Source organism: Microvirga mediterraneensis, from assembly GCF_013520865.1.
GTDB lineage: Bacteria > Pseudomonadota > Alphaproteobacteria > Rhizobiales > Beijerinckiaceae > Microvirga > Microvirga mediterraneensis.
Window position 1 is genome coordinate 2,093,960 of the sequence record NZ_JACDXJ010000001.1, and the last position, 25,854, is coordinate 2,119,813.

Below are 25,854 nucleotides of genomic sequence, written 5' to 3' on the forward strand. Positions count from 1 at the left end.
TACGCCATTACATCGTTTTTGGCTGGTTCACTTGAAGGGAAGCTTCAACCAAAACACAAAATGCAGGCAATGCCGGCTTGCCACCGGTCGCTCTACATAGGAGCAACTTGGACTGCACCAGTATATGAAGTGAAAAACTACACCCGGTGGCCCGTCAGGTCAATGAGCCTTGGCCATCGGGTCGCCGTTATGCATAGATTAACCCTGCTCCGGTGGAAAGATGGAAAGGTTCTCATTTTCGCCACATTTGGCGCAGGCGAGAAATCGCCAGTCGAGTTAGGCCCGGATGTTCTCGAAAGTAGCAGGCTTGCTGTCGCGATACGCACAAGATGGCCGTTCCGCTCACAACCCGATTCCTTCTATTGGCAGTATATTTTCCTCTCCGCATCCTGTGATCTTCGGTCAACTGTCCGTCAAAATCACATGGTCAGGGTTTTGCCGCTAGGGAAACTGTGGTTAGGTGCCTCTCGACAAACTGAGCCGATCGGGATCCCGGCCGCTGCCGGGCGAGATCGGTGCCATCAGGAACGATGAATCTGTTTCGGCCAGGGAGACCATGCTTCACGTGCGACGGCTGCGTAACAACCGACGGATCGTGTTTCCCGTCGTGGTCGGTGTTCTGTTGAGTGGAATGCCGCTCGCGCCTGCCGTTGCACTCGATCTCTTCGGATGGCTTCGCGGCGATGGCAATGCGCCGCCGCCTCCGAGCCCGCAGGCCCTGCCGTACTCCCTCGATATCGTGCTGAGCGGGGACAACAGCGATCTGAAGCAGGTGCTGAAGGACGCTTCGACCCTTCAAAGCCTTCAATCGGACCCGCCGCCCGACGCGGCGGCGCTCGCCAGCCGCGCCGAGGCCGACTTGCCCCGCCTGATCGATGCCCTCTGGGGCGCTGGCTATTACAATGCCCGGGTCACGATCAACGTGGCCGGCGTCCCGATGGTCCTGCAGGCGTCCCGCAGGGATGCCGCAACCCGCGCAGCTGCGGGCTATCTCGCGCGCGCGCTCGTGCCCGTTCAGATCGTCGCGGATCCGGGCCCACAATTCGCCTTGCGGGATGTTGCGGTCCTCGACGCCAGGACGGGGCGCCCCTTTCCGCCGGGGGAGCTTCCGCCGCGTGTCGTGCAGATCAAGCCCGGAGACCCGGCGCGCTCCGCCGACATCGTCGCCGCCGAGGCGCGGATCGTCGATCATTTCCGGTCCCGGTCGCATCCCTTCGCCAAGATCCGGCGGCAGAATCCCGTGGTCATCCACCCGGCGCAGGCGATGGATGTGAGCCTGAGCGTCGATCCCGGACCTCAGGCGGGCATCGGGGCGATTTCGATTCATGGCGCGGAGAATGTCGACCCGGCCGTCGTGCGCTCCTTCATCTACACGGAGCCGGGCGATCCCTACTCGCCCGCGGAGCTCGCCTCCATGCGCAAGTCGATCTCCCAGATCGAGGCGCTGTCTTCCGTTCGCATCCGCGAGGGCGAAGCCCTGGATGCTTACGGCAACCTTCCTCTCTTCGTGGAACTGACCGAGCGCCCGCCGCGCGTCATCGGAGCCTCGGTGCAATATTCGACGACCGACGGACCGGCGGTGCGGGCCTACTGGGCCCATCGGAACCTGTTCGGCGGTGCCGAGCGGCTGCGGCTCGAGGGCAGCGTCTTCTATCTCACCGAGGATGGCGGGCAGCCCGATCGGAGCCAGGATTTCTCCTGGGACAATCTCGGCGGGCGATTCCGTGCGAGCTTCCTGAAACCCGCTCTCTGGGGAACGCGCAATGACTGGCTGGTCGACGGCCTCGTCGAGCGCGACAGGACGGAAGGCTATACGAGCCGTCTCGCCAATGCGAGCACCGGCATCCGTCATCGTTTCAGCGAGACCTTCTCGATCCAGGGCGGCATCGAGTACGAGAAGGGGCAGGCGACCGACATTCTCGGACAAATCGACTATACCCTCGTGGGCCTGCCTGTTTCCCTCAGCTACGACTCGACCGACAATCCTCTCAATCCCACCAAGGGCATGAGGGTGATCGCCTCCGTGGCGCCTTATCCGGAATTCCTCGGCTCGTCCGTGCCCATGACGGTCGCGAAGGGAACCGCCTCGGCCTATTTCTCCCTCGACGAGGAGGCCCGCTACATTCTCGCCGGGCGCATCGGACTCGGCTCCATCGTCGGCGCGGATCTCGATGAAATTCCCGCCAATCGCCGCTTCTACGCGGGCGGCGGCGGTTCGGTGCGCGGCTACCGCTACCGCTCGCTGAGCCCGACTGTCCTGGGAGACCCGATCGGCGGCCGAAGCCTGCTCGAAGCCTCGCTCGAGGCGCGCATCAAGATCACCAACACCATCGGCATCGTGCCATTCGTGGATGCGGGAACGGCCTTCGATTCGAGCTTCCCGAACTTCGACGAGACCATCCGCGTCGGTGCGGGCCTGGGCCTGCGCTATTACACCTCCATCGGGCCCATCCGCCTGGACGTCGCGATCCCGGTCAATCCGGGACCCGGCGATCCGTCCTACGCTATTTACGTCGGAATTGGGCAGGCCTTCTGATGTTAAAGCCAATCCGCTCCCTCGTCCTCATGTCGATCGTCGTCCTGGCCGTCGCGGCCTTCTGGCTGGCGAGCGACCGCCCGAGCCAGGCCCAGAGCGACCAAGGCATCCTGGCGAGCCTGATCTCGCGTCTTCTCTCGACTCCGACCACCCGCGTCACCATCGGCAGCATCGAGGGGGCGCTGACATCGGACGCCGTGATCCGGGACATCCGCATCGCCGACCGGGACGGCGTGTGGCTCAACCTCGATCGCGCCCGGCTGGTCTGGAGCCGTACGGCGCTGCTGCGCGGGCGCCTGCAGGTCGATGAGCTCACCATCGACAAACTTCGGATTGCGCGCAGGCCGCTGCCTGCCGAGGAAGGTGCTCCGGTCTCCGACGAGCCGATCCTTCCCGAACTGCCGGTCAAGGTGGTTGTGGACCGGTTCGCCCTGCAGGAACTCGCCCTCGGTCAGCCGGTGCTCGGCACGGAGGCACGCCTTTCCGCGGCGGGCTCCGCTCAATTGGGCGACCCGTCCGAAGGGCTCGATGTGAACTTCCAGGCGCAGCGCCTCGATGCCCCGGGCAAGCTTTCGATCGATCTCACCTATGTGCCGCAGACGAAACGGCTCGCCCTCGACCTCACGCACCAGGAGCCCGCGGGCGGCATCGCGGCCCGGCTGATGGACTTGCCCGGCCTCCCGCCTGTCGACCTGAAGGTCACCGGCCAGGGACCCATGAGCGACTTCGCCGCGAGGCTCGATTTCACCGCCGGTCCGACCATCGGCGCAGCCGGGACGGCGACTGTCAGGCGCGCCACGGCCGCCTATGACGTGAACCTGGATCTCGCGGCTCGCATCGAAGGATTGCTGCCTGCGCCGGCCGCACCCGTCTTCAGCGGAACCACCCAGCTCGTCGGGAACGTGACCGTCGGCGACGACAGCAGCCTGCGGTTCCAGCCGGTGCGCATCACGTCGAATGTCGCGCGTTTCGACATGACCGGAACCGTCAGCTCCGGCCAGGTGCTCGATCTCGCCCTCAACGCCCGAGCGCTGCCGACCGACGGAGCGAAAACACGTGCCGGGGCGGCGGAGATCGCCCGGCTCAATTTCGACGGCACGGTGCAGGGACCGTTGACGGCGCCGCGCATCAATGGCTCGCTCGATGCCGCCGAGATCAGGCTGCCGGAGGGCTCCCTGGACACGTTGACGGCGCGCTTGGCCATGAACCCGGCAGACGGCGCGACCCCGCCCAGCCAGTTCTCCTTCTCGATCGACGCCAATGCGGCCGGGATCCGGCCCTCCGACCGGGCGCTCGCCCGGGCGATCGGACCGACGCTTTCCATCGCCTCGCGAGGTTCCTTCGGTCTCGACGGCATCGCCAATGTGGAGACGGCGCGCATCGAGACGTCCACCGCGCAGGCGAGCTTCACCGGACGCCTGGGAGGCACCGTTCTCGACGGCACGCTCGATGCCCGCATTCCAGCGCTGGCCTCCTTCTCCGGCCTCGCAGGCCGGCCGCTGCAGGGGGCAGCGACCCTGACGGCGCAACTGTCGGGCAATCCGCGCCGGTACGACATGGCGGCGGTCATCGATGCCCGCTTGCGGGAACTCTCGACGGGCGCACCGGCGGTCGACGGCCTGCTCGGGCGCAGCGTCACGGCGGCGGGCACCTTGCGGCGCATCCCCAACGGCTACGCGTTCGAGAATCTCCGCGTGGACGGCACCCATCTCGATGCCCGCATCGATGGACGCGCCACGCAGTTCGCGGCCGATCTCGGCCTCGACATCACCATCAACGAGTTGAGGCGCGTGGATCCGCGCATCACCGGAGGCAGGGCGAATGTCACGGCCCGTCTCGGCGGCTCCCTCGAGAAGCCGGACGTGAAGGGCGTGGCGACGCTCACCGATGTGCGCGCCCTCAACCGCTCCATCCCCCGGCTCGCGATCAATGTCGACGCCAAGGATGTCACAGGCGCGCTCGACGCGGCGCTCACCCTCGACGGACGGGTGGACGGGAAGCCCGCGACGGGCTCCCTCCATCTTGCAAGGCCCGCTGACGGCGGATGGCTCCTGGATCGGCTCGCCGTCGATATCGGGTCGGTGGCGTTAAAGGGGGCCCTTCGTCTCGACGCCAACCAGCTGGCGCAGGGCGATATTTCCCTGTCGGGCAGCAATTTCGACGATCTCTCGCCGCTCGTTCTTACCAAGCTCGATGGCGCCCTCGATGCCGTCGTCTCGCTGAGCGCCCGCGATGGCGGCCAGGATGCACGGATAACGGCCAAGGGCGCGCGCTTCGCCGCGGCGGATGTTTCCGTGCGCGACTTCGATGCGAGGCTGACCCTCCAGGATCTCTACCGTCGCCCAATGATCGACGGCACCATCTCCGCCGAGCCGCTGACCGCCGCAGGACAGACCTATCGAGCCGTGCGTTTCGTGGCCAACGGCACGCCTGCTGCGTCGCAATTCACCGCCTCGGCGGTGGGGCAGGGCTTCAACCTCGATGCGCAGGGACGTGTCGTTCCGGGCGATGCGACGCGGATCGAGCTTGCCACCTTCACGGCCCGTCGCGGCAATCGCCGCCTGGCCCTCGCGCAGCCCGCAGCCATCACGCTGCAGAATGGCGCCGTTACCCTGTCCAATCTCGTGATCGCGGCGGACCAGGGGCGCGTCACCGTCAACGGCACCGTCGCCGACAGGCTCGATCTCACCGTCGACGTCCGCAGCCTGCCGCTTCAGGCGGCCGACATCCTGGTGCCCAATCTCGGTCTCGCCGGCACGGTCAACGGAAACGCCACCATCGGCGGTACGGCGGCTAATCCGACCGGAAGCTACCGCGTCGCCGTCTCGGGCCTCGCCACAGCGGAAACTCGCCGGGCGGGGCTGCCCGCGCTCAGCATCGAAGCGCAGGGGCGACTGGCCGATCAGCGTGCCGGCCTCGACGCGAGGATCGCCATCGGACGCGGCGGCACCTTGCAGGTGGCGGGAAGCGTGCCCCTCAGCCCGGCGGAGGAGCTTGCGCTTCGCGTATCGGGCCGCACCGATCTCACCATCGCCAACTCGTTCCTGTCCGCATCCGGTCAACGTCTGACAGGTGCTGCCAATCTTGACCTGTCGATTGCCGGCACCTTTGCGAACCCGCGTGTCGAAGGCAACGTCACGCTCGCCAACGGCAGCTTCACCGATTCCCTGCAGGGCATCCGGCTCAACGGCATCGCCGGCCGGTTTGTCGCGCGCGGGCAGGTGCTCACCATCGAGAACCTGAGTGCACAGACCCCGAGCGGCGGCTCCCTTGCGGCTCGCGGACAGGTAACGATCGATCCCGCCGCCGGACTGCCCGGCGAGATTCGGATTACAGGTAATCGCGCGCAACTCGTCTCCAACGAGACCGTGGACGCGACCGCCGATCTGGACCTGACCCTCTCGGGCCCGCTCATGAGCAGGCCGCGGGCCGCGGGACGCATCAACATCGTGTCGATGAACGTCTCCGTGCCGGACCGCCTTCCGACCACCTTGAGGCCGCTCCCCGGGACGAAGCATGTGCGGCCGACCCCGACCGCCGCCGCGCGGCTCGCCCTCGCCCAAAGGCGACAATCCGCCTCCGCGCGGGGCACGCCGTTCCGGGCGGAGCTCGACCTGACCCTGACGGCGCAGAACCGGATCTTCGTGCGCGGGCGCGGCATCAACGCCGAACTCGGCGGCGACCTGCGGCTTCAGGGCACGACCCAGGATCCCGTCGCCATCGGCGCCTTCGAGCTCCGACGCGGGCGCTTCGACATCCTGGGCAAGAGGCTCGATTTCGTCCGCGGGCGGCTCGACTTTACCGGCGATCTCACCCCGTCGCTCGACTTCCTGGCAGAGACGCAGGCAGGAGACGTGACCGCCCGCATCGGCGTCACGGGCCCGGCTTCGAGCCCGGAATTCACGTTCAGCTCCAGCCCGGATCTGCCTCAGGACGAGGTTCTCTCGCGCATCCTGTTCCAGCGGCCGTCCGGCGGCCTCTCGGCCGGGCAGGCGCTTCAGCTGGCGCAGGCCGTAGCGCAGCTCTCCGGCGGCTCCGGCAACGACGCCTTCGAGCAGCTGCGCCGATCGCTCGGCGTCGACAGCCTCGACATCACGGTCGGCGCCGACGGCGGGCCAGGCGTGGGCGTTTCGCGCTACATCAGCGACAATGTGCGGGTGGGCGTGAAGGCCGGCGCCCAGCCGGAGGAGAGCGGCGTGACCGTCGATATCGACCTGACCCGGCGCCTTAAGGCTCAGGGCGAGATCAACGCCGAGGGCGGAAGCTCCGTGGGGTTGGGCTTCGAGCTGGAATACTGAGAGCCATAATGTTCTTTTTCTACAAGTAGCTGGTCAAGGCAATACCGCTCAAGAGCGTCACCTCCCGCTTCGCCATGGAGCGCATCAAGTCCACCACGGCCTTCGTGCTGCGGTCGTGAGGGTTCCCAGCCCAGCCATGACGGTGGAGAACGGCGTGGAGCACCATGCCGGCTAAATGCACGACTGCTGATCCGAGGTTTAGATCTGTTTCGACATGCAGCCCGATCCATGCGTGTTCCGCTTTCCAGCACGGCGTCAGAGAAGTAACAGAGTTCCGATATCAGGCGACTGTCAGAAAATTCCTTTCGGCCTGGAACTCTGGCGCCTGAAAAGCGTTAAGTAGGGTCGAATTCCATCTGAAGACGAACAAAGTAGCTTTTGGGATGTCGGCAAAAGGGGGCCAGGCGTTGGTTGAGCCTGGGACAGCGTAACGGGGGGCTTTATGTCACAAGTCGAAACCACCACTTCGCAGCTTGATCCCAAGCTGCTCCTCAAGACATTGCGTGCCTTTAGAAAAGGCGATTTCTCCGCCCGTCTTCCGTCGGACCTGACGGGCATCGACGGCGAGATCGCCGAGGCGTTCAACGACATTGCTGACCTGAACCACGGCCTCGCGCAGGAACTGGAACGCGTCGCAAAGGTCGTCGGCAAAGAGGGGCGGATCGAGGAGCGCGGGCGCCTTGCAGGGGCGACCGGCTGCTGGAGCGAGTGCGTCGACTCCGTGAATGCCATGATCGGCGACATCGTTCAGCCGACCATTGAGGTGGCGCGTGTCATCGGCGCGGTGGCGAAGGGCGATTTGAGCCAGACGATCGATCTCGCCACCGACGGGCGTCCCCTGCGTGGCGAATTCCTGCGCATCGGCAAAGTGGTCAACACCATGGTGGGCCAGCTCGGCAGCTTCGCCTCGGAAGTGACCCGCGTGGCGCGCGAGGTGGGCTCGGAAGGCAAGCTCGGCGGCCAGGCGAAGGTGAAGGGCGTGGCCGGCACCTGGAAGGACCTGACCGAGAACGTGAACCTGATGGCGGCGAACCTGACGGGTCAGGTGCGAAACATCGCGGAGGTCACGACGGCGGTCGCGAACGGCGACCTCTCGAAGAAGATCACCGTGGACGTGAAGGGTGAGATCCTCGAGCTGAAGGATACCATCAACACGATGGTGGACCAGCTCAACTCCTTCGCATCCGAAGTCACCCGCGTGGCGAAGGAAGTGGGTACGGAAGGCAAGCTCGGCGGCCAGGCGCAGGTGCGCGGCGTCGCCGGCGTGTGGAAGGACCTCACCGACAACGTCAACATGATGGCCGCGAACCTCACCGGTCAGGTGCGAAACATCGCCGAAGTCACCACCGCGGTGGCCCGGGGCGACCTGTCGAAGAAGATCACCGTCGACGTGAAGGGTGAGATCCTGGCCCTCAAGTCCACCATCAATACGATGGTGGATCAGCTCAACTCCTTCGCGTCCGAAGTCACCCGCGTGGCGAAGGAAGTGGGCTCGGAAGGCAAGCTCGGCGGACAGGCGCAAGTGGAGGGTGTCGGCGGCGTCTGGCGCGACCTCACAGAGAACGTCAACATGATGGGCTCGAACCTCACCGCGCAGGTTCGCAACATCGCCGAGGTGACGACGGCCGTCGCCAACGGCGACCTGTCGAAGAAGATCACCGTGGAGGTGAGGGGCGAGATCCTTGAGCTGAAGAACACCATCAACACCATGGTGGACCAGCTTAACTCCTTCGCATCCGAAGTCACCCGCGTGGCGAAGGAAGTGGGCTCGGAAGGCAAGCTCGGCGGACAGGCCCAGGTGCGCGGCGTCGCCGGCACTTGGAAGGACCTCACCGACAACGTCAACCTGATGGCGGCGAACCTCACCGGGCAGGTGCGAAACATCGCCGAGGTGACGACCGCGGTCGCGAACGGTGACTTGTCGAAGAAGATCACGGTGGAGGTCCGCGGTGAAATCCTCGAGCTGAAATCGACCATCAACACGATGGTGGACCAGTTGAACTCCTTCGCGGGCGAAGTGACCCGTGTGGCCAAGGAGGTGGGTTCCGAAGGCAAGCTCGGCGGACAGGCGCGGGTGGAAGGCGTCGCCGGTATCTGGAAGGACCTCACCGACAACGTGAACCTGATGGCGGCGAACCTCACCGGGCAGGTGCGAAACATCGCCGAGGTGACGACGGCGGTCGCGAACGGCGACCTCTCGAAGAAGATCACCGTGGATGTGCGCGGCGAGATTCTTGAGCTGAAGTCCACGATCAACACCATGGTGGACCAGCTCAATTCGTTTGCCGGCGAGGTCACCCGCGTGGCTCGCGAGGTAGGAACGGAAGGCAAGCTCGGCGGACAGGCCCAGGTGCGCGGCGTCGCCGGCGTGTGGAAGGACCTCACCGACAACGTCAACATGATGGCGGCCAACCTCACCGGCCAGGTGCGAAACATTGCGGAAGTGACGACGGCGGTCGCGAACGGCGACCTCTCGAAGAAAATCACCGTTGCGGTCGAAGGCGAAATTCTCGAGCTGAAATCGACCATCAACACGATGGTGGACCAGCTGAACTCCTTCGCGGGCGAAGTGACCCGCGTGGCGCGCGAGGTGGGCACCGAGGGCAAGCTCGGCGGCCAGGCGCAGGTGCGTGGTGTCGGCGGCGTCTGGAAGGACCTGACCGAGAACGTCAACATGATGGCGGCGAACCTGACCGGTCAGGTGCGAAACATCGCCGAGGTGACGACGGCGGTCGCGAATGGCGATCTCTCGAAGAAGATCACCGTCGACGTGCGCGGCGAGATCCTGGAGCTGAAATCGACCATCAACACGATGGTGGACCAGCTGAACTCCTTCGCGTCCGAAGTGACCCGCGTGGCGCGCGAGGTGGGTATCGAAGGCAAACTGGGCGGTCAGGCGCAGGTGCGCGGCGTCGCCGGCACCTGGAAGGACCTCACCGACAACGTCAATATGATGGCGGACAACCTGACAGGGCAGGTCCGCGGCATCGCCAGCGTGGTGACAGCGGTCGCCGAGGGCGATCTCAAGCGCAAGCTCATCGTGGATGCCAAGGGCGAGATCGCGGCGCTCGCCGAGACCATCAACGAGATGATCGACACGCTTGCGACCTTCGCCGATCAGGTGACGAACGTCGCCCGCGAAGTGGGTGTCGAAGGCAAACTGGGCGGTCAGGCGCGTGTGCCAGGCGCCGCGGGCCTGTGGCGGGACCTCACCGACAACGTGAACCAGCTGGCGGCCAACCTGACCACGCAGGTGCGCGCCATCGCGGACGTGGCCACCGCCGTGACCAAGGGCGACCTCACCCGGTCGATCTCGGTGGAAGCCTCGGGCGAGCTGGCCTCGCTCAAGGACAACGTGAACGAGATGATCCGCAACTTGCGCGATACGACGCTCAAGAACGCGGAGCAGGATTGGCTCAAGACAAACCTCGCCAAGTTCACCCGCATGCTGCAGGGCGAGCGCGATCTCACCACCGTGTCCAACATGATCCTGTCTGAGATCGCCCCGCTCGTGAATGCCCAGCAGGGCGTGTTCTACACGATGGAGAGCGACGGCAACGAGCCGATCCTCGATATGGTGGCGTCGTACGCCTTCACGGAGAGAAAGCATCTCAACAACCGCTTCCGTCTGCGTGAGGGGCTTGTCGGGCAGGTCGCCTACGAGAAAAAGCGGATTCTCCTCACCAACGTTCCGGGCGACTACATTACCATCAGCTCTGCTCTCGGCGAGGCGCCGCCGCTCAACATCATCGTGTTGCCCGTTCTGTTCGAACAGGAGGTGAAGGCGGTCATCGAGCTTGCTTCCTTCAGCCGCTTCTCGGAGACGCACCAGTCCTTCCTTGAGCAGCTCACGGAATCCATCGGCATCGTTCTGAATACCATCGCGGCGAACATGCGGACGGAAGGGCTGCTGAAGCAGTCCCAGCTTCTGACCACCGAGCTGCAGAGCCAGCAGGAAGAGCTGAGAAACACCAACGACCGGCTGGAGCAGCAGGCCGCCAGCCTGCGCCAGTCCGAGGAACTCCTGCGGCAGCAGCAGGAGGCGCTGCAGAAGACGAACGAAGAGCTGGAAGACAAGGCGCGGCTGCTCGAACTCCAGAAGAGGGAAGTCGAGACGAAGAACCAGGAGGTGTCCGTCGCGAAGACCGCCCTCGAGGAGAAAGCCGAGCAGCTCTCGCTCACGTCGCGCTACAAGTCGCAGTTCCTGGCCAATATGAGCCATGAGTTGCGGACGCCGCTGAACTCGCTCCTCATCCTCTCGAAGCTTCTGACCGAGAACTCGGACGGCAACCTGACCGACAAGCAGCGGGAGTTCGCCAAGACCATCCATGCGGCCGGTTCCGACCTGCTCTCGCTCATCAACGACATCCTGGACCTGTCGAAGATCGAGTCCGGCACCGTCAGCCTTGAGGTGTCGAGCGTCGCGTTCAAGGACCTCGTCGACAACATGGAGCGGACGTTCCGCCAAGTGGCGGAGGAGAGAAAGCTCGACTTCAACGTGGAGGTCGATCAGAAGCTGCCGGCGTCGATCAGAACGGATTCCAAGCGGCTACAGCAGGTGCTGCGCAACCTTTTGTCGAACGCCTTCAAGTTCACGGAGCGCGGAGGCGTGACGCTGCAGATCGGTTCGGCCGAGGGGACACCGCTGCGGGCCGGCAGCCAGTGGGTCGCCATATCGGTGACGGATACCGGTATCGGCATTCCGGAGGAGAAGCAGCGCATCATCTTCGAGGCTTTCCAGCAGGCGGACGGCACGACGAGCAGGAAATATGGCGGAACCGGTCTCGGCCTATCGATCAGCCGCGAGATCGCCCGTCTGCCCGGCGGCGAGATCGTGGTATCGAGCACGCCGGGAAGCGGCTCGACCTTCACGCTCTTCGTGCCGGTTGAGCCGCCCGCCAGCCACGGAACGGCCGGTGCGGCCTCCTCCGTTCGGCCGAACGGGGACGGAGCCGGTCAGTTCACTGCCACGACGGACGAGCCCGCGGGAACGATGATCCGCCAGCCATCGGCCGCGATGGCGCTTTCCGCCTCCCTCGATGACCGTCATGCGATCACGAGCGGAGACCGGGTCGTCCTCATCGTCGAGGATGACGCCATGTTCGCCTCGGTGCTGCTGGAGCTCGCCCGCGAGGAGGGCTTCAGGGGATTGATCGCCATGGACGGCGCTTCGGCGCTCGCCCTGGCACATCGCTACAAGCCCCATGCGATCACGCTCGATATAGGGTTGCCCGACATGGACGGCTGGGCGCTGCTCGATCTTCTCAAGCACGATCCGCGCACCCGGCATGTTCCGATCCATGTGATCTCCGTCGATGACCAGAAGAAGCGCGGTCTCAAAGCGGGCGCCTTCGGCTTCTTGGAGAAGCCTGTCGACCGGGATGCGCTCATGGGGGCGCTCAACCGAACCAAGGAGTTCATCGACCGTCCCGTGAAGAAGCTGCTTCTCGTCGAGGATGACGACATCCAGCGCATGAGCCTGTCCGAACTCATGAAGAGCGAGCAGGTCGACGTGACCGCCGTGGGAACGGCCGAGACGGCCCTGGAGGCCATCCAGGTGCGGCAGTTCGACTGCGCCGTCGTCGATTTGGGCCTGCCGGATCTGCCCGGGGCGGAACTCATCGAACGCATCCGCAGAACGAAAGGTGGTGAAGAGCTTCCGATCGTCATCTATACCGGTCAGGACCTGACCAAGGCCGAGGAGCGCCATCTGCAGGGCATGGCGGCCACACTCATCGTGAAGGGCGAGGGCTCGTCCGAGCGTCTTCTCAACGACACGGCTCTGTTCCTTCACCGGGCGATCAGCGCCATCCCCGAAGAGAAGCACATCGTCGTCAATCACCGCACCGATGAGGCGCTCGATGGCCGGAAGGTTCTGATCATCGACGACGACATGCGCAACATCTTCTCGCTGACGAGCGCGCTCGAGCAGCATGGGATCTCGGTGATCTTCGCCGAGAACGGCCTGGAGGGCATCGAGAAGCTCCAGGCGAACCCGGATGTCGACGTTGCCCTGGTCGATATCATGATGCCCGAGATGGACGGCTACGAGACCATGCGCGAGATCCGCAATATCCCGCGCTATCGCGACCTTCCGCTCGTGGCTGTGACGGCGAAGGCCATGAAGGGCGATCGCGAGAAGTGCCTTGAGGCCGGCGCGACCGACTACGTGTCGAAGCCAGTCGATGTGGATCAACTTCTCGCCGTCTTGCGCGTTCAACTCAGTCGGAGCACATATATCCCGGGCGGGACGATGGCTCCCAATGGTGCGGCAGAGACCGGGTTGAACTCATGACGGACGACCTACGGCGCGGGGAGCTGAACCAGAGTCCGGATGACTTTCATCTGGTCCCGGCCCGACCTCCGTCAGATCCGATTCCGGCCAAGATCCTGGTGGTCGACGACGATCCGCGAAACCTGATCGCCGTCGAAGAGGTGCTCCGGTCTCCAGGCGTGGAGATCGTGACCGCCGATTCAGGCGAGGGGGCCCTGCGCCACGTCCTGAAGGATGATTTCGCGGTCATCCTCCTCGACGTGCAGATGCCCCGGCTCGACGGTTACGAGGTTGCAAGCCTGATCAGGAACCGGCCGCGCTCCTCGCGCGTGCCGATCCTCTTCCTGACGGCTTTCAACAAGGACGACATGCATGTCTTCAAGGGATACTCGGCGGGCGCCGTCGACTACGTCTTCAAGCCCATAGAGCCGCTGATCCTCAGATCCAAGGTCGACATCTTCGTCGACCTTTATCGTAAGACGGAAGAGATCCGCCGGCAGGCCGAGCAGGAGCGACGCCTGCTGATGGACAACCTTCATGTCCGCAGCGAGAAGCTGAAGGCGGAGCAGGCCCTGCGCCGCCGCGAGGAACATCAATCGATCGTCTTGAAGTCGCTGCCCATCGCGCTCTATACGGCCTCCGTCGAGGAGGATCACCGGCGCCTACATTTCACCAATGAAAGCATCGAGCGCATCACGGGCTTCCGGCCCGAGGCTTTCCTCGAGCGGCCGGATTTCTGGTCATCCCGCATCAATCCAGATGACCGGGAGCATGTTCTGGCCCAACTGAGGAGGCTGGAGGAGGAAGGCTCCGTCAATCTCGAATACCGCTGGCGCTGCGCCGACGATGTGGAGAGGCACTTTCTCGACCAGACCGTCCTCATGCGCGACGAGAACGGGCGTCCGCGCGAGTTCTTCGGTATGTGGTTCGATATCACGGAGAGCAAGCAGATGGAGCAGAACCTGCTCCATGCCAGCAAGCTGGAAGCGGTCGGCCGTCTGACGGGCGGGATTGCGCACGATTTCAACAACATGCTGAGCGTCGTGATCGGTAACCTCGATCTCCTGAAGAAATCCATTCAGGGAAACGAGAAAGCCGAACGCCGGGTGCGCATGGCGCTGGAAAGCGCCCAGCATTGCGCCGATCTCACCTACAGGCTCCTGACCTTCTCCCGGCGTCAGGCCCTGCAGGTTTCAACCATCGACGTCGCGGGCCTCATGCCGAGCCTTCTGGAGCTGATGCGCAGAACGCTGGGCGAGCACGTCAATGCGAGCCTGCACCTCGAAGACGGCATCTGGCCGATCCAGGTCGACCGCGCCCAATTCGAGGCGGCGCTTCTGAACCTTGCCGTCAATGCCCGCGATGCCATGCCCCATGGGGGCGATCTCACGATCTGCGTCAAGAACCAGGTGGTGGAGGAGGGGAAACCCGTTCCCGGCGGCGAGTTCGTCGTGATCTCCGTGAGCGATACGGGGATCGGCATGCCGCCCGATGTGCTGGAGAAGGTGTTCGAGCCGTTCTTCACCACGAAGGAAAGCGGGAAAGGCACGGGCCTGGGCCTGAGCATGGTCTATGGCTTCGTGCAGCAATGCCATGGCCACGTGGAAGTCGAGAGCGAGCCGAATGTGGGCACGACGATCCGCATCTTCCTGCCTCGCTCGCATGATGCGGCGGAAAGACAGGAGGACGACGATCAATCGGCCATGGCACACCCTTTCGGGGATGGTCGCATGGTGCTCGTCGTCGAGGACAATCCCGCCGTACGACAGGTGGCGCTGTCCACCCTGCATTCCCTCGGATTCAAGGTGATGGAGGCCGAAACCGGCGATGAGGCCGCCCGACTCCTGAAATCGAAGAAGGACATCAAGCTCGTTCTCTCCGACGTGAGGATGCCGGGAGCCCTCAGCGGCATAGATCTGGCCCGCCTCATTCAGAAGGAGCAGCCGGACGTGCAGGTTCTCCTGACCACCGGATATTTCGACGGTGAGGACAAGCTCGAAGATCTCAATCTTCTCTACAAGCCCTACCGGGCGAGCGACCTGGCGGACAGGATCCAATCGCTGATGAGTTCTCCGCAGAATGTCCAGATGGACAAGACGGCTCCACGTCAGGCCGCCGCCGTCGCATAGATCCGCCGTGACATCGGGCCGGGAGGGAATGAGTTTGCCGGAACTTTCCTTCCCGGGCTCCTCTCTGAGGTAAATGCTCAGATTTTGGCCGAGAGACTGTCCCGGTCACCGCGCCAGGCGGTATAGAAATCGCCTGTCCGGTCGAGAACGAAAACCGTCGGATGGTTCGATACGGCCGACCAGCAGGCGGCTTCGACGGCGAATTTCAATGCCTTTGCGCGGAAATAAAACGATCCGAGATCCCGGCCGAATTGAGAAACCGTCCAACGATCGTGCTTAAATGCAACGCAATACGCTCCGTGGGGCATGAAGCACCTCCCAAGTCGCTCTTCCGGCACATCGTGCGGCCCTCCGGGTGTGCCCCGAACGATGCGCTGTTCCAATAGATGAACATCGGATCAATCCCGAAAACGGGTCCCGATGCTTCGCAAAACACAGGTGCCGTTGCTAACCATCCTGAACGGATATGGCAACCGGGAATGACGGTCTACGATCCAAACATTAAGGATGGGTTTCGAAATGCCTCAAAGCGAGGCCGTCACGCCTCCGTCGACGTAGATGATCTGGCCGTTGACGAAGTTTGATGCGTTCGAGGCGAGGAAGATCGCTGCGCCGATCAGGTCCTCCAGTTCGCCCCAGCGGCGAGAGGGCGTGCGGCCGATGAGCCACTCGGAAAAGGCCTCGTCATCGACCAGGGCCTGATTCAGCTCCGTCTTGAAGTAGCCGGGCCCGATGCCGTTCACCTGGAGACCATGCTTGCCCCAATCGATGGCCATGCCCTTCGTGAGCATCTTCACGGCTCCTTTCGTGGCCGTGTAGGGCGCGATCGAGGGACGACCGAGTTCGCTCTGAACCGAGCAGATGTTGATGATCTTCCCCCGTCCGCGCGGGATCATTTTCCTTGCAACGGCCTGGCTCACATAGAAGACGCTGTCCACATTCGTGGTCATCAGCTCGTGCCAGGTTTCTTCCGGATATTCCTCCAGAGGGCCCCGGCGCTGCATGCCCGCATTGTTGATCAGGATGTCGATGGGGCCGATGTCGGCCTCGATCCGGTCGGTGGCCATCCGGACGGCATTGCTGTCCGTCACATCGAAGGGCATCTCGAACACGGATGAGCCTTCATCTCGCAGGATCCGGGCCGCTCCCGCGACCCGGTCCGGCTGGCGTCCGTTGAGGACGACGCGTGAGCCGGCCCGCCCGAGACCTCGGGCGAGCGCAAAGCCGATTCCCGCGCTCGATCCCGTCACGAGGGCGACGCGGCCCGACAGATCGAACAGGTTCGCAATGTTCGTGTTCATGAAACCGCTTCTAGAGAATACGACCGGGATTGAGGATCCCGGCAGGATCGAGCGTCTGCTTCATCTGCCTCATCAAGGCGAGTTCGGGCTCCGTCCGGCTCAGGGGAAGATAGGGACGCTTGATGCGCCCGATTCCGTGTTCCGCCGAGATCGAGCCGCCGAGACGAGAGACAAGATCGTAGACGAGGCCCTGGACGCCTTTCTTGACCGCATCGTCCATGTCGCGGATGGCGACATTGATATGGATGTTGCTGTCGGCCACGTGTCCGAACACGACGTAGACGGCATCGGGCCATCGCTTCGGCATTTCATGTCGAAGATGGGCGACGGCCTCCGTCATGCGGTTGAGCGGTACGCTGACGTCGAAGCGGATTTCCTCCGGCAGGAAGCGGCCGTATTCGTAGGGTGTTTCCCGGTAGGCCCAGAAGCGGTTCCGGTCGGCGCGCGACTGGGCCACCACGGCGTCCTTGAGGAGATCCTGCTCGTAGAACTCTTCAAGGAGGAGGGAAAAGGCCTCCGTTCCTGCCGGATCCGCTCCCATGTCGGCTTCGATCAGGAGCGTCACGTCGTGCTCGGCCTCGAATGCGGGCGCAAGGCCGCAGATCTCGGTCGCGACGGTCATGAATTCCCGCCACATCGCTTCGAAGACCAGCAGGCGTCCCGGATGAGCCTGCTGGAACCGGCGCAGGACCACGAGGGCGTCCTCGAAGCTGGCTACTGCGCAGAGAGCCGTCTGCAACCCTTGAGGCTTGGGATGCAGGCCGATCACGCCCCGGGTCACGACGCCGAGCGTTCCCTCGCTGCCGATGAAGAGCTGCGTCCAGTCGTACCCGGCATTGTTCTTCAGCATCTTGTTGAGCGATCGAACCACCGTGCCGTCCGCCAGGACCACTTCCAGGCCGAGAACGTTGCGCCGGGTCATGCCATAGCGCAGCACTTGGTTGCCTCCCGCATTGGTCGCGATATTGCCGCCGATCGTGCAGGTTCCGCGTGCGCCGAGATCGATCCCGCATAGGAACCCTGCCTCGTCCGCCGCCTGTTGAATGACCGCGAGGGGCGTGCCGGCCAGGGCCGTCAGCGTCGCGCTTGCCGGGTCGATCTCTTCGATCCCGGTCATCCGCTCCAGGGACAGGGCAATCTCTCCCACCTGCGGGTGCGCGCCGCCCGCAAGGCCGGTCAACCCGCCCTGCGTGACGACGGGTTGGCGGTGCTCGTGGCAAATCCGTAGGGCGGTCGAAACATCCTCCGCAGTCTGCGGTAGGATCAACGCCTGGGGTGCAAGGGGTTGCAGGCCGCTGGCATCGGCGTGATTCCGGGAGGGAATGTCACTTCCGACGCGGATCCGGGATCCCAGGGCTGCAACCAGGGCATCGATCACATGGCTCATCGTGTTCTCACTCAAAATCCGCTGCTCTAATCCCCGAGATCCGTCCGCCGTACAATGGCATCAGGACGCTGCCAGAGATCCGGCAGCAGTTCGAGGCCAAGCCCCGGCTTCATGTTCACCGTGACCTCGCCTTTCGTGACGGTTGGCAGTTCCGTCACAAGCTCCGTGTACCAGCCCGTATAGAAGGCCCGGACGCTCTCCTGGATCAGCGCGTTGCGTGCATGGAGGGAGAAGTGGCAGGACGCGGCGTAGACGACCGGGCCCGTGCAGTCATGCGGCGCGACCGGCACATGCCAAGCTTCCGCGAGGGCTGCTATCTTGCGCGCTTCGGTCAGGCCTCCGCACCAGGACAGGTCGAGCATGGCGACACCCGCGACGCCGGTTTCGAGATATTCGCGGAAGGCGTGGGTGTAGGAGAGGGTCTCCGACGCGCAGACCCAGGCTTTCGAGTGCTGCGCGTATTCCTTGAGGTCGCCGATATTGTCGAGGCGGAAGGGGTCCTCGTGCCAGTAGGTATCGAACTCGGCCAGGGCCGCGGCGAGCTTCTTGGCCATCGGCAGGCTCCAAAGGGAGTGGAACTCGACCATGATGTCCATCTTGTCGCCCACCGCCTTGCGGATCTTGGCAAAGGGTTCGAGCGCCGTCCTGAGTTCGTCCGGCGAGATGTCGTAGCCCTGGCTGCGCTCGGCAGCGACATCGAAGGGCCAGATCTTCATGCCCGTGATACCCTGTTCGAGCAGGGAATGGGCGAGATCGTCCGCACGGTGCAGGAACGCGTCCAGGTCCTCGTAGGCGCCCTCCGTTTCGCCGACCCCCCAATTGGCGACTTTCTGCGCGCGGCTGTCGCGAATGTAGCGGTAGCCCGCACAGGTGTTGTAGACTCGGATCCTGTCGCGGGAGCGGCCGCCCAGCATGTCGCAGACGGGCTTGCCGTGCGCCTTGCCGAAGAGATCCCACAAGGCGATGTCGACGGCCGAATTGCCGCGCGTCTCGACTCCGGCCGAGCGCCAGCCCAGATAGTTCTGGAGGTCGCGGTTGATCCCTTCGATCTGCAGGGGATCGCGTCCGATCAGCTTGGCCGCGACGGTCTCGTGGATATACGCTTCGACGGCCGCCGCTCCCATAAAGGTTTCGCCGAGGCCGATGAGTCCTTCGTCCGTGTGCAGGCGGATCCAAACGATATTCGCGAATTCCTGGAGACGGATTGTTTCGACGCCTGTGATCTTCATGGGATCCTCGTTGGGGCTGCACTCTTGCGGCAATCGGAAGAGGTGGATGGTTTGATGCCTCTTGCGGACGGGATGGAAGCTGCCGCTCCTATGATATCCACCGAAATGCTCCACGCGAGCAGGTATTCATAAGTCTAATCTGCAACAAAGATGCAAATCGCAAAGGTTCTCGCTTGTGCGTTGAAGGCGAGTGCCAAGTTTCTGCATGGCACGCTTGGATGCTGCCGCAGGTGAAAGTACGGAGGGAACGCGACGCAACGGAGATTAAGCCGTCGCCCAGTATCGTCGTTTGCCTGCGGGATCGCCCCATCGGCTGAATTGACACCCCAGGCAACTGCGCCTTAGATCGACTGACATGTTTGTCGTTCCCGAGGCTTGAAGGATGCTTCGGGCAGCACAGAATAATGAGCGCTGAAACGGGTGCGCAAGGCAGGGAGAACGTGTGAGCAGGCTAATATCCATCTTTTTCAAAGGCTTGGAAGGGCTGCTGGTTCTTCTGCTGGCCGCCATGGTCGTCATGGTATTCGGCAATGTCGTGTTGCGTTATCTCTTCGATACCGGCATCGACGTTTCGGAAGAGTTGTCTCGTTTCTTCTTCGTCTGGCTGACCTTCATCGGCGCCGTCGTGGTCGGGCGCGAGAATGCGCATCTGGGTGTCGAGACCCTGGTGGCGCGTCTTGGCGACATGGGACGCAAGGTCTGCATGGTCTTGTCCGACCTGTTCATCATCGGCTGCTGCGCAGTCTTCTTTTGGGGAACATGGCGGCAGGCCGAGATCAATGCCACGAATTACGCGCCCATCACCGAGATCTCGATGCTCTGGGTCTACGGCATCGGGTATTTCACGAGCATCGGTCTGGGATTGATGGCGCTCCTTCGGATCATGCGTGTCGCGACCGGACGGATCAGCGAGCATGAACTCAAGACCTTCGCCGGCGACTATAGTGGCGACGAAGCCCATGCCTTGAGGGAGCGTCTCGAGTGACCATTCTCGTCTTCCTCGTCTCGCTTCTGGGGTCCATGGCGCTCGGGATGCCGATCGCCTTCTCCCTGATCGTCTGCGCTCTCGCGCTCATGCTCTGGCTCGGTAACTTCGACAGCCAGATCGTGGCTCAGAACATGATCATCGGGGCCGACAACTTTCAGCTTCTGGCCGTTCCGTTCTTCCTGCTGGCCGGAGAGTTGATGAATGTCGGCGGCCTGTCGAAGCGCATCGTCAATTTCGCCCTGGCCTGCCTCGGGCACATTCATGGCGGCCTCGGTTACGTGGCCATCGTGGCGGCGCTCATCCTCGCCGCCTTGTCCGGTTCGGCGGCTGCGGATACGGCGGCTCTGGCGGCCATTCTGATTCCGATGATGCGGAATGCCGGCTATGACATTCCGCGAGCGGCCGGCCTCATCGCGGCCGGCGGCATCATCGCGCCGGTGATCCCGCCGTCGATCGGCTTCATCGTCTTCGGCGTCGCGGCCAACGTTTCTATCTCGCAGCTCTTTCTCGCGGGTGTCGTCCCCGGTTTGATGATGGGCGTGGCGCTCGTCGTCGCTTGGGCTATCGTCAGCCGAAGAGACAAGATGAAGACAGCGCCGCGGGCCTCCATGCGTGAACGCGGCAAGGCCTTCGTCGATGGATTCTACGCGCTTCTCATGCCCGTGATGATCCTGGGCGGCATCAAGTGGGGGATCGTCACGCCGACCGAGGCGGCGGTCCTCGCTGCCGTCTATGCGCTGATCATCGGGATGTTCGTCTATCGCGAGCTGAAGCCCTCGATGCTCTACGGCGTCTTCCTCACGGCAGCGAAAACGACCGCCGTTGTGATGTTCCTTGTCGCGGCGGCGCTCGTCTCCGCATGGCTCATCACCCAGGCCAACATTCCGGGAGAGATCAGCGGGCTCATCCAGCCGCTCATGGGCAACAAGACGCTGCTCATGTTCGCCCTTATGTTCCTGGTCGTCATCGTCGGAACCGCGTTGGATTTCTCCCCCACGGTTCTGATCCTGACGCCGGTTCTCATGCCGATCGTGAAGCAGGCCGGCATCGACCCGGTCTATTTCGGCGTGCTGTTCATCATCAACAACGCCATCGGGTTGATCACGCCCCCGGTCGGTATCGTGCTGAATGTGGTGAGCGGCGTCGCCCGCGTGCCCATGGGTGCGGTCATCCGCGGCGTGAACCCGTTCCTGATCGCCCAGCTCATCGTGCTTTTCCTGCTCATCATCTTCCCCGACTTGGTCATGGTACCCCTGGCCTGGCTGCGGGGACGCTGAGACGGCAGGTCTGTTGAAAACCAAAAGAGAGAGGAAACGACCATGAAAGCATTCAAATACGCACTTGCCGCCGGTGTCGCCGCGACCGTCATGGCGGCCGTTCCGGCCAGCGCCCAATTCACGGAGCGCAACATCCGCTTGTCCAACGGCGTGAACGAGGATCATCCGAACGGGAAGGGTGTCGAGAAGTTTCGGGCTTGCCTTACCGACAAGTCAGGCGGCAAGATGAAGGTGCAGGGCTTCTGGGGCAACGCCCTCGGGGGCGATCTGCAGGCCACGCAGGCGCTTCGTTCGGGAACGCAGGAGATGGTTGTCACGTCGAGCTCGCCGCTCATCGGCATCCTGCCCGATCTCGGGGTGTTCGATCTGCCGTTCCTGTTCGCCAACAACAAGGAGGCCGATTCCGTCCTCGATGGCGAGTTCGGCAAGTATATCGACGGCAAGCTCGAAACGGTCGGCCTCGTCAATCTGGCCTATTGGGAGAACGGCTTCCGGAACCTCACCAACTCGCGCCGCCCGGTCGAGAAGTGGGAGGACTTCAAAGGTTTGAAGGTTCGCGTCATGCAGAACAACGTGTTCCTCGACACGTTCAAGAACATGGGCGCCAACGCGGTGCCGATGGCGTTCGGCGAAGTCTTCACGGCTCTGGAGACAAAGGCCATCGACGGGCAGGAGAACCCGTTCGTGACCATCGACACGTCGAAGTTCTATGAGGTTCAGAAGTATTTGTCCGTGACGCGTCACGCCTACACGCCGTTCCTCGTTCTCTACTCCAAGAAGCTGTGGGACGGCCTGTCGAAGGACGAGCAGGCCGCCCTGCGGGAATGCGCGGCCGTATCGCGCGACGAGCAGCGCAAGGTTTCCCGCGAGCTGTCGGAAGCCTCGCTGACCAAGATCAAGGGCGCGGGCATCGTGGTCAACGAGCTGAACGAACAGGAGGCCAACCGCATGCGCGAGCAGGCGAAGCCTGTCTGGGAGAAGCACGCCGCGACCATTGGGCCCGAGACGGTGAAGATGATGCAGGCAGAACTGGACAAGGTCCGCAAGAAGTAAACACCGTCGTAAAGTCCGGATCGCCGCCGTTCGGAGCCTTCATGCGCCGGACGGCAGCGGCCATCCCTTTCCTTCCGCCTGGACGACCGCTCCGGTCTTCCGGCACGATTTGAAAAGATTGCCGATCGATGCAGATCCTCATTCTCGGGGCGGCCGGAATGGTCGGCCGCAAGCTCACGGAACGCCTTGTCAAGGAGGGCCGGCTTGGGGGAGAGGCGATCACGCGGCTCGTTCTGCACGATGTGGTCGAGCCCGCGCGCCCTCAGGCGTCCTTTGCCGTCGATACGCTGACGTCCGATTTTTCAATGCCCGGAGAGGCGGGGAAGCTTGTTGCGAGCCGTCCCGACGTGATCTTCCATCTCGCCGCCATCGTGTCCGGCGAGGCCGAGGCCGATTTCGACAAGGGCTATCGGATCAATCTCGACGGCACCCGGTTCCTGTTCGATGCCATTCGCACCATCGGGGACGGCTACAAGCCGCGCCTCGTCTTCACGTCGTCCATCGCGGTGTTCGGTGCTCCGTTCCCGGACGCGATCGGCGATGAGTTCTTCCTGACGCCGCTCACGAGCTATGGGGCGCAGAAGGCGATGGGCGAGCTGCTGCTGGCCGACTACACCCGGCGTGGGTTCTTCGACGGCGTCGGGATTCGCCTTCCTACGATCTGCGTCCGCCCGGGAAAGCCCAACAAGGCGGCGTCGGGCTTTTTCTCGAGCATCATCCGCGAGCCCTTGAACGGTCAGGAAACCGTCCTGCCGGTTTCGCTGGATGTCCGCCACGCCCATGCCTCGCCGCGATCAGCCGTCAATTTTCTCGTCCATGCGGCGAGCATGGATACGTCCAAGATCGGCCCACGGCGCAATCTGACCATGCCGAGTGTATCGGTGACCGTCGGCGATCAGATCGACGCGCTACGGCGCATCGCCGGAGAGCAGGCCGTTGCCCGGATCCGTCACGACCTCGATCCGACCATCATCCGCTTCGTGGAAGGATGGCCCCGCCGCTTCGATGCAAGTCGTGCCGAAAGCCTTGGTTTTCGCGCGGAGTCCAGTTTCGACGAGATCATCTCCATCTATATCGAGGACGAACTCGGCGGCATCGTTCCGACCTGATCGCCGTCCGGGAAGGCAATCAGTTTCGGGGCCGTTCGGGGAAAAATCTCTGCCTGAGCGATGCCCATTTCTGGATCGACCAGAGGGTGAACCGCCCTACGGGCCTCTGCAGGATCGGGACGTCCCGGGCGATCAGCAGAAGGCCCAGGGGCAGCATCCAGATCCCGAGGAACGGCAGGATCGAGAAGATGCCGCCCAGGATGAGGAGCAGGCCTGCGGGAATCCTGACCCACCGCGAGTTCGGGTGGCGAAGGCTGCGAAGCACGCGAGCGACCTTGCCCGGCACCTCATGCTCCAGGCGCCTGAACGCCTGCCTCAGGACGGCTCTTCCGCTTTGGTGTCCCATGCTCTTCGAAATGTCCGCCCAGAGGGAGCTCTCGTGATGCGCCTTTGTGAATCCGGGACTGTGAACGTGGGCTGAAGGCCGAGCCTTCACTGACGGGCCTAGCAGGTGAAGCCCGCGAGGGCTTCGGCCACGGCCTGCGTGCCCTGCTCCCGAACCCGCATGATCCGGAGTGCCCGCTCTTTCTGCTCGAGGCGATAGAGATAGGGATCGAACTCGAGCGGGAGCGCGGGATCGCCGAGATAACGCGGCTTGTCGGCCCGCTCATAATAGTCCGCCCTCAGCAACCGTCCGAGATGCTCCTGGACCGAGTGTGGCAGCGGCGGCACGTTATGGCCGGCAGGCCGCGCCATGGAAGCAGGGAGGGATGAAATGGGATCATTAGCAATGTTATCAAGCATCGTTGAGCCCCGTAAAACTGCCTAGATTAACGCGCGGCGACCCGTCCGGTTTCAGGCGCAGGTGGTGCAAACTGCCGCAGGCTTGGCCGGGAGAGCAAGCTTCGGCCAAGCCTGCCACCTTAGATCTCCGCAGAAGACGAGATTTGGGAAAGAATTGTGCAAAACGACCTGTTTCTTGCCGAGCGGCTCGAATTTTTGGGAATCGACGACGGCATCTGCCGGGAGCTTCGCGGAATCTGGCAGGACATCTCCCCCGAGCTGCCGAAGATCCTCGAAGGCTTTTACGCGCATATGCATCGGCAGCCGCAGCTGTCCCGGCTGATCGGAACGCAGCAATCCCGGCTCGTATCCGCTCAGATGCAGCATTGGGGCCGGCTCTTCAGCGGCAGTTTCGACGGCGCCTACGTGGAAGGCATCCGCCGCATCGGGCTCATCCATAATAAGATCGGCCTCGAGCCGCGCTGGTACATCGGAGGCTATGCCTTCATCCTCAGCGAACTGATCCATGTGCTGTCCAGGAAGCATCGCTTCAGTGGCGGGACTCTCGCCCGCAAGCTGGCGGCGGTGAACCAGGCGGTGATGCTCGACATGGATTTCGCCATTTCCGTCTATCAGGAAGCCTTCGTTCAGGATCGCCAGAAGAAGGGTGAGGACCTGTCGCAGGCCGTCGCGTCCTTCTCCGATGCCGTGCAGGAGAGCCTGGAGATTTCGGGGCAGGCGAGCAGCGCCCTCTCCGAAAGCGCAACGGTTCTCGACGAGGCGACCGGAAGCGCCAGGAGCCTCGCGGTTCAGGTTACGACGGCGGCCGAGCAGACCGCGTCCCACATGCAGTCAGGAGCAGCCGCGACGGAGCAGCTCGCATCGTCCGTTCGCGAGATCGGTGAGCAGGCCAGCCGCTCGGCGGATGTGGCGCGCCATGCCCTGGAGAGCTCCCAGCGGACGAAGGAAACCGTCAACGGTTTGGCCGAACAGGCGAAGGAAATCGGAGACGTTGTCGATCTGATCGAGCGCATCGCGGCTCAGACCAACCTGCTCGCCCTGAACGCCACCATCGAGGCGGCCCGCGCCGGGGAGATGGGCAAGGGCTTTGCCGTCGTGGCGCAGGAGGTCAAGACCCTGGCCAACCAGACCGCCCGGGCGACGACGGAAATCGGCTCGCGCATCGGGGCGATTCAGGAAGCGACGCAGCGGAGCGTGTCTGAGATCGACAATATCGGGCGCATCATGGAAGAGCTGAGCGGTATCGCCACGGCCATCGCGGCCGCCGTCGAGGAGCAGGCTGCGGTCACGTCGGAAATATCCGTCAACGTCAACCAGACGACCGACCATACTCATGCGGTCGTGCGAAGCATCGAGGCGCTGACCGGGTCGACTTCCTCCGCGGCCGCTGCTGCGCAGGAAGTTTCGAGCGCCAAGCACACCCTCGACCAGCAGCTTCAACGCCTGAGACAGGACATCGACCGGTTCCTTGCAACGGCCAGGGCCGCCTGACGAGTGTAAAGCCTGCAACGGCGGTTTGTGGCCGAATC

At 63.5% G+C, this 25,854-nt stretch carries 15 protein-coding genes; 9 read left to right on the top strand and 6 right to left on the bottom strand.

Features of this window, described 5'->3' with window-relative positions:
• Positions 1 to 556: 556 nt before the first annotated feature.
• The 4 genes from H0S73_RS09850 to H0S73_RS09870 all read left to right on the top strand — a co-directional run bounded on the left by H0S73_RS09850 (position 557) and on the right by H0S73_RS09870 (position 15,237).
• A complete protein-coding gene (locus H0S73_RS09850) occupies positions 557 to 2,536 on the top strand; it encodes an autotransporter assembly complex protein TamA (protein ID WP_181054294.1) in 1,980 nt (659 codons plus the stop codon).
• Complete coding sequence (locus H0S73_RS09855; protein WP_181052006.1) at positions 2,536 to 6,834, top strand: translocation/assembly module TamB domain-containing protein; 4,299 nt, start codon at positions 2,536 to 2,538, stop codon at positions 6,832 to 6,834. Before H0S73_RS09850 ends, H0S73_RS09855 begins: the two co-directional genes overlap by 1 nt.
• Before the next feature lie 442 nt (positions 6,835 to 7,276).
• Positions 7,277 to 13,129, top strand: coding sequence for a HAMP domain-containing protein (locus H0S73_RS09865; RefSeq protein ID WP_181052007.1), 5,853 nt, complete (start codon positions 7,277 to 7,279; stop codon positions 13,127 to 13,129).
• Positions 13,126 to 15,237: a response regulator gene (locus H0S73_RS09870; protein ID WP_181052008.1), complete on the top strand. Its 2,112-nt coding sequence runs from the start codon at positions 13,126 to 13,128 to the stop codon at positions 15,235 to 15,237. The genes H0S73_RS09865 and H0S73_RS09870 overlap by 4 nt, the downstream gene beginning before the upstream one ends.
• A 77-nt stretch (positions 15,238 to 15,314) precedes the next feature.
• On the opposite strand, the gene H0S73_RS09875 is transcribed toward H0S73_RS09870, so the two are convergent.
• The 4 genes from H0S73_RS09875 to H0S73_RS09890 form a co-directional block, all read right to left on the bottom strand.
• Positions 15,315 to 15,620, bottom strand: coding sequence for a hypothetical protein (locus tag H0S73_RS09875; protein WP_181052009.1), 306 nt, complete (start codon positions 15,618 to 15,620; stop codon positions 15,315 to 15,317).
• Positions 15,621 to 15,761: 141 nt separating this feature from the next.
• A complete protein-coding gene (locus H0S73_RS09880) occupies positions 15,762 to 16,538 on the bottom strand; it encodes an SDR family oxidoreductase (RefSeq protein ID WP_181052010.1) in 777 nt (258 codons plus the stop codon).
• Positions 16,539 to 16,548: 10 nt separating this feature from the next.
• A complete protein-coding gene (locus H0S73_RS09885) occupies positions 16,549 to 17,925 on the bottom strand; it encodes an FAD-binding oxidoreductase (RefSeq protein WP_181052011.1) in 1,377 nt (458 codons plus the stop codon).
• A 26-nt stretch (positions 17,926 to 17,951) separates the two neighbouring features.
• On the bottom strand, positions 17,952 to 19,154 hold the full coding sequence (locus H0S73_RS09890) for a mandelate racemase/muconate lactonizing enzyme family protein (RefSeq protein WP_181052012.1): 1,203 nt from the start codon (positions 19,152 to 19,154) through the stop codon (positions 17,952 to 17,954).
• Positions 19,155 to 19,596: 442 nt separating this feature from the next.
• On the opposite strand from H0S73_RS09890, the gene H0S73_RS09895 reads away from it, so the two are divergent.
• The 4 genes from H0S73_RS09895 to denD all read left to right on the top strand — a co-directional run bounded on the left by H0S73_RS09895 (position 19,597) and on the right by denD (position 23,581).
• Positions 19,597 to 20,139 carry a TRAP transporter small permease gene (locus tag H0S73_RS09895; protein ID WP_343058301.1) on the top strand — a complete coding sequence of 181 codons (543 nt, stop codon included), beginning with the start codon at positions 19,597 to 19,599 and terminating at the stop codon, positions 20,137 to 20,139.
• Positions 20,136 to 21,419, top strand: a complete 1,284-nt coding sequence (locus H0S73_RS09900) for a TRAP transporter large permease subunit (RefSeq protein WP_181052013.1) — start codon at positions 20,136 to 20,138, stop codon at positions 21,417 to 21,419. Before H0S73_RS09895 ends, H0S73_RS09900 begins: the two co-directional genes overlap by 4 nt.
• Positions 21,420 to 21,461: 42 nt before the next feature.
• Positions 21,462 to 22,472 (top strand): TRAP transporter substrate-binding protein, encoded by a 1,011-nt coding sequence (locus H0S73_RS09905; protein WP_181052014.1) that lies wholly within the window; start codon positions 21,462 to 21,464, stop codon positions 22,470 to 22,472.
• A gap of 128 nt (positions 22,473 to 22,600) precedes the next feature.
• Positions 22,601 to 23,581 carry a D-erythronate dehydrogenase gene (gene denD / locus H0S73_RS09910; RefSeq protein WP_181052015.1) on the top strand — a complete coding sequence of 327 codons (981 nt, stop codon included), beginning with the start codon at positions 22,601 to 22,603 and terminating at the stop codon, positions 23,579 to 23,581.
• Positions 23,582 to 23,600: 19 nt separating this feature from the next.
• Here denD and H0S73_RS09915 read toward each other — a convergent pair whose 3' ends face one another.
• The gene (locus H0S73_RS09915) at positions 23,601 to 23,927 is read right to left on the bottom strand and encodes a hypothetical protein (protein WP_181052016.1); all 327 of its coding nucleotides are present in this window, start codon (positions 23,925 to 23,927) and stop codon (positions 23,601 to 23,603) included.
• A 98-nt stretch (positions 23,928 to 24,025) separates the two neighbouring features.
• Positions 24,026 to 24,325 (bottom strand): hypothetical protein, encoded by a 300-nt coding sequence (locus tag H0S73_RS09920; protein ID WP_246388798.1) that lies wholly within the window; start codon positions 24,323 to 24,325, stop codon positions 24,026 to 24,028.
• Between the two features lie 156 nt (positions 24,326 to 24,481).
• Here H0S73_RS09920 and H0S73_RS09925 point away from each other — a divergent pair, with 156 nt between their 5' ends.
• Complete coding sequence (locus H0S73_RS09925) at positions 24,482 to 25,816, top strand: protoglobin domain-containing protein (protein WP_343058302.1); 1,335 nt, start codon at positions 24,482 to 24,484, stop codon at positions 25,814 to 25,816.
• Positions 25,817 to 25,854 lie beyond the last annotated feature (38 nt).

Excerpts from the sequence above, each read along its gene's own strand:
- H0S73_RS09850 (WP_181054294.1), top strand. The coding sequence starts at position 557 with ATGCTTCACGTGCGACGGCTGCGTAACAACCGACGGATCGTGTTTCCC.
- H0S73_RS09855 (WP_181052006.1), top strand. The coding sequence starts at position 2,536 with ATGTTAAAGCCAATCCGCTCCCTCGTCCTCATGTCGATCGTCGTCCTG.
- H0S73_RS09865 (WP_181052007.1), top strand. The coding sequence starts at position 7,277 with ATGTCACAAGTCGAAACCACCACTTCGCAGCTTGATCCCAAGCTGCTC.
- H0S73_RS09870 (WP_181052008.1), top strand. The coding sequence starts at position 13,126 with ATGACGGACGACCTACGGCGCGGGGAGCTGAACCAGAGTCCGGATGAC.
- H0S73_RS09880 (WP_181052010.1), bottom strand. The coding sequence starts at position 16,538 with ATGAACACGAACATTGCGAACCTGTTCGATCTGTCGGGCCGCGTCGCC.
- H0S73_RS09885 (WP_181052011.1), bottom strand. The coding sequence starts at position 17,925 with ATGAGCCATGTGATCGATGCCCTGGTTGCAGCCCTGGGATCCCGGATC.
- H0S73_RS09890 (WP_181052012.1), bottom strand. The coding sequence starts at position 19,154 with ATGAAGATCACAGGCGTCGAAACAATCCGTCTCCAGGAATTCGCGAAT.
- H0S73_RS09905 (WP_181052014.1), top strand. The coding sequence starts at position 21,462 with ATGAAAGCATTCAAATACGCACTTGCCGCCGGTGTCGCCGCGACCGTC.
- denD (WP_181052015.1), top strand. The coding sequence starts at position 22,601 with ATGCAGATCCTCATTCTCGGGGCGGCCGGAATGGTCGGCCGCAAGCTC.
- H0S73_RS09915 (WP_181052016.1), bottom strand. The coding sequence starts at position 23,927 with ATGGGACACCAAAGCGGAAGAGCCGTCCTGAGGCAGGCGTTCAGGCGC.
- H0S73_RS09920 (WP_246388798.1), bottom strand. The coding sequence starts at position 24,325 with ATGCTTGATAACATTGCTAATGATCCCATTTCATCCCTCCCTGCTTCC.